Origin of the sequence: Dietzia sp. SLG310A2-38A2 (assembly GCF_014145095.1) — a bacterium.
In the GTDB taxonomy this organism is placed as follows: domain Bacteria; phylum Actinomycetota; class Actinomycetes; order Mycobacteriales; family Mycobacteriaceae; genus Dietzia.
The window spans coordinates 1,162-4,963 of the sequence record NZ_JAALDX010000515.1 but is presented as its reverse complement, the minus strand read 5'-3'; the positions used below and the strand labels follow the sequence as shown (position 1 = coordinate 4,963).

Genomic DNA, 3,802 nt, shown 5'->3' with positions numbered 1-3,802 from the left:
TCCCGCCAGCCGTTGGGCACGTCCCACGGTCCCCGCCGCGTTGCCGGCACTCGGGCCCAGCGCTCCTCGGTGCGGTGCATGGCCACGGCGACCAGTGCGCCCTCGGGTGCCGGGGTGGCGGTGTAGTTGTCGAGGGTCCGGTCGAGCAGGCCCGTGTCGAGGTCGCCGGCGACGACCTCCGGCTGGGACAGCAGGAACCGGCAGAAGTCGATGTTGGTCCGCAGGCCCAGTACGTGGGTGCCGGCCAGCGCGGCATCCAGCCGGGCCAGCGCCTCGGCGCGGTCGGTGCCGTGGGCGATGACCTTGCCGAGCATCGGGTCGTAGTCGCTTCCGACGACCGTGCCGACGCGCAGGCCGGAGTCCACGCGGATGCCGTCGCCCGAGGGCTCCTCCAACCCGAGCACGGTGCCGCCGGTCGGCAGGAATCCCTTGGCGGGGTCCTCCGCGTAGACGCGGGCCTCGATCGCGTGTCCGGTGAGGGTCACGTCCTCCTGGCGCAGCGTCAGCTCCTCGCCCGCGGCGATGCGGACCTGCCAGTCCACCAGGTCCACACCGGTGACCATCTCGGTCACGGGGTGCTCCACCTGGAGGCGGGTGTTCATCTCCATGAAGAAGAACTCGTCCGGGGCGTTGGCCGACACGATGAACTCGACCGTGCCGGCGCCCACGTAGCCCACCGAGCGGGCGGCGTCGCACGCGGCGGTACCGATGCGCTGGCGGGTGACCTCGTCGAGCAGCGCGCTGGGCGCCTCCTCGATGACCTTCTGGTGGCGGCGCTGCAGCGAGCACTCACGCTCGCCCAGGTGGATGACGTTGCCGTGGGTGTCGGCGAGGACCTGCACCTCGATGTGGCGCGGGGTGTCGACGAACCGCTCGAGGAACAGCGTGTCGTCCCCGAAGGCGCCCGCCGACTCGCGGCGGGAGGAGTCGAGCGCGGCGCGCAGATCCTCCGCCCGCTCCACCCGTCGCATGCCCTTGCCGCCGCCGCCCGCGGACGGCTTGACGAGGACCGGGTACCCGACCTCCTCCGCGCCGGCGACCAACTCGTCGTCGGTCAGTCCCGGCCGCGAGATCCCGGGCACGGTGGGCACGTCTCGGGCCGAGACCGCGGCCTTGGCCGTGATCTTGTCGCCCATCGTCTCGATCGCGGTGGCCGGCGGCCCCACGAAGATCAGGCCCGCCTCCTCCAGTGCCCGCGCGAACCGCGAGTTTTCGGACAGGAATCCGTACCCCGGGTGGACGGCCTGCGCGCCGGTCTGGCGGCACGCGTCGATCACCTTCTCGAAGTCGAGGTAGGACTGCGAGGCCTGGGCCGGGCCCAGGCGGACAGCGGCATCGGCCATGCGCACGTGGAGAGCGTCCGCGTCGGCATCGGAGTAGACGGCGACCGAGCGGATACCGGCTGCCCGCAGCGAACGGATCACGCGACACGCGATCTCACCGCGGTTGGCCACCAGAACGGTGTGGAGTTTCTGGGTCAATACTTCTGACATGGGGCTTCTCACATCCTGAAGACGCCGTTGTTGACCGGCTCGAGGGGGGCGTTGGCCGCGGCCGCGAGGGCCAGACCGAGGACAGTGCGGGTGTCGGCGGGATCGATGATCCCGTCGTCCCACAGGCGGGCCGTGGAGTAGTACGCGGTGGACTGCTCCTCGAACTGCTCACGGATTGGCGCGGTGAACTCGGCCTGCTGCTCGTCGGTCCACTCCCCGCCCGCCTTGGTGACCTGCGCGGCGCGCACCGAAGCCAGCGTGTCGGCGGCCTGGGGCCCGCCCATGACGGCGATCCGGGCGTTGGGCCACATCCACAGGAATCGCGGCGAGTACGCGCGGCCGCACATGGAGTAGTTGCCGGCACCGAACGACCCGCCCACGACGATGGTGAACTTGGGGACACGGGCGCACGCCACGGCCGTGACCATCTTGGCGCCGTTCTTGGCGATGCCGCCGGCCTCGTACTGCCTGCCGACCATGAAGCCGGTGATGTTCTGCAGGAAGACCAGGGGGATCTTGCGGCGGTCGCACAGTTCGATGAAGTGCGCGCCCTTGAGCGCGGACTCGGAGAAGATGACGCCGTTGTTGCCGATGATCCCCACCGGATGGCCGTGGATCCGCGCGAACGCGGTCACCATCGAGGCACCGTAGTTCTCCTTGAACTCGGTGTACTCGCCGCCGTCGACGATCGTGCCGATGATGTCGCGCACGTCGTAGGGCTGGCGGGAGTCGACCGGGACGAGGTCGTAGAGGTCCGCCTGCGGGCGTACGGGCTCACGGGGCTCGAGCACCTCCCAGTCCGGCTCGGGCGCCGGCGGGCAGGTCGCCACGATCTGGCGGACCTTCATGAGCGCGTCGTAGTCGTCGTCGGCCAGGTGGTCCACCACACCGGAGGTCTTGGCGTGCAGGTCACCACCGCCGAGCTCCTCGGCGGTGACCTCTTCCCCGGTGGCCGCCTTCACCAACGGCGGGCCGGCGAGGAAGATCGTGCCCTGGTTCCGGACGATCACGGCCTCGTCGCTCATCGCGGGGACGTACGCGCCGCCGGCGGTGCACGACCCCATGACCGCGGCGATCTGCGGGATCCCCTTGGCGGACATGTTCGCCTGGTTGTAGAAGATCCGGCCGAAGTGGTCGCGGTCCGGGAAGACCTCGTCCTGTTGCAGGAGCATCGCCCCGCCGGAGTCCACCAGGTAGATGCACGGCAGGTTGTTGGCCATCGCCACCTCCTGCCCGCGCAGGTGCTTCTTGACCGTCATCGGGTAGTAGGTGCCTCCGGAGACGGTCGCGTCGTTGGCGATGATCAGACACTCGCGCCCGGACACCCGGCCGATCCCGGCGACGACACCGGCGCCCGGGGCCTTGCCCCCGTACATCTCCTCGGCGGCCAGCGGGGACAGCTCGAGGAACGGGCTACCGGGATCCAGGAGGACGTCAACGCGCTGGCGGGCGAGGAGCTTCCCCCGCTCGAGGTGGCGGGCACGGGCCTTCTCCCCGCCACCCAACGCGGCCCGCTCGAGGCGGTCGCGGAGGTCGGTGAGGAGTTCCTCGTGCGCCTGGCGGTTGGTGGTCGGGCGATCGGTGGTCGCGGAAGTCATCAGCGCCGCTCCCTTTCAGTTAAGTCGGATTAACTGAGTTCGACCATAGTGCCATGGCTCACAGATGTCCAGAGGGGATCCGGGGCCGCGCACGCCCCCGAGAGGCGGCGGGGGTAGGCGGTCGGCAGGATTCACCGCGCGAATCTGTAGAGAAAGCGCTGGTCAGATGCTTAGGCTAACCTGAGCTAGCACAGGCTCTCCTTGCTTGCAAGTCGAGGCGATCAGGAGTTGACTCGGTGGCACCCGAACGGTCCGCACCAACCGGATCGGCACCACCGGGTCACCACCGATACGAGGAGCAACCGCCATGGCCACTCTCACCGGAATCAGCAACTGCACCGTCACCACGTGCTCGTTCAACGCCGACGCGGACTGCACGGCCCCGGCGATCACCGTGGCGGGATCGCCCGACCACGCCGAGTGCGGGACGTTCATCTCGCTCGACGTACGGGGCGGGCTACCCACCGCGAGCGCTCACGTCGGCGCATGTCAGCGCGTGGAGTGCACGCACAACAAGGATCTGCTCTGCTCGGCGGAGTCAGTGAAGATCGGTTCCGGCGCCGACACCGCCGACTGCCTGACCTACTCCCCGGCGTAGGCGCCGCAGGCCCGCGGCCCGGAGCACGGCCCGGAGCACGGGCTGGGGCGTGGGCCGGGGGTCAGCTCGCCCGGGCCACGTACTGGCCCATCTCGCGGACCACGTCCCCGGCA

The 3,802-nt window shown here is 70.0% G+C and carries 3 protein-coding genes; 1 reads left to right on the top strand and 2 read right to left on the bottom strand.

Annotation, left to right across the window (positions count from 1 at the left end; translation table 11 throughout):
• Together G6027_RS16400 and G6027_RS16395 are read right to left on the bottom strand one after the other, a co-directional pair.
• Positions 1 to 1,493 (bottom strand): acetyl-CoA carboxylase biotin carboxylase subunit (locus G6027_RS16400; RefSeq protein ID WP_182638081.1); only part of this gene is annotated, 1,493 nt, incomplete at its 3' end.
• A gap of 8 nt (positions 1,494 to 1,501) precedes the next feature.
• Positions 1,502 to 3,091: a carboxyl transferase domain-containing protein gene (locus G6027_RS16395; protein WP_182638080.1), complete on the bottom strand. Its 1,590-nt coding sequence runs from the start codon at positions 3,089 to 3,091 to the stop codon at positions 1,502 to 1,504.
• Between the two features lie 307 nt (positions 3,092 to 3,398).
• On the opposite strand from G6027_RS16395, the gene G6027_RS16390 reads away from it, so the two are divergent.
• Complete coding sequence (locus G6027_RS16390) at positions 3,399 to 3,689, top strand: DUF1540 domain-containing protein (RefSeq protein WP_182638079.1); 291 nt, start codon at positions 3,399 to 3,401, stop codon at positions 3,687 to 3,689.
• The last annotated feature ends 113 nt before the right edge of the window (positions 3,690 to 3,802 follow it).

Coding starts and splice junctions, on each gene's coding strand:
- G6027_RS16390 (WP_182638079.1), top strand. CDS start 3,399: ATGGCCACTCTCACCGGAATCAGCAACTGCACCGTCACCACGTGCTCG.
- G6027_RS16395 (WP_182638080.1), bottom strand. CDS start 3,091: ATGACTTCCGCGACCACCGATCGCCCGACCACCAACCGCCAGGCGCAC.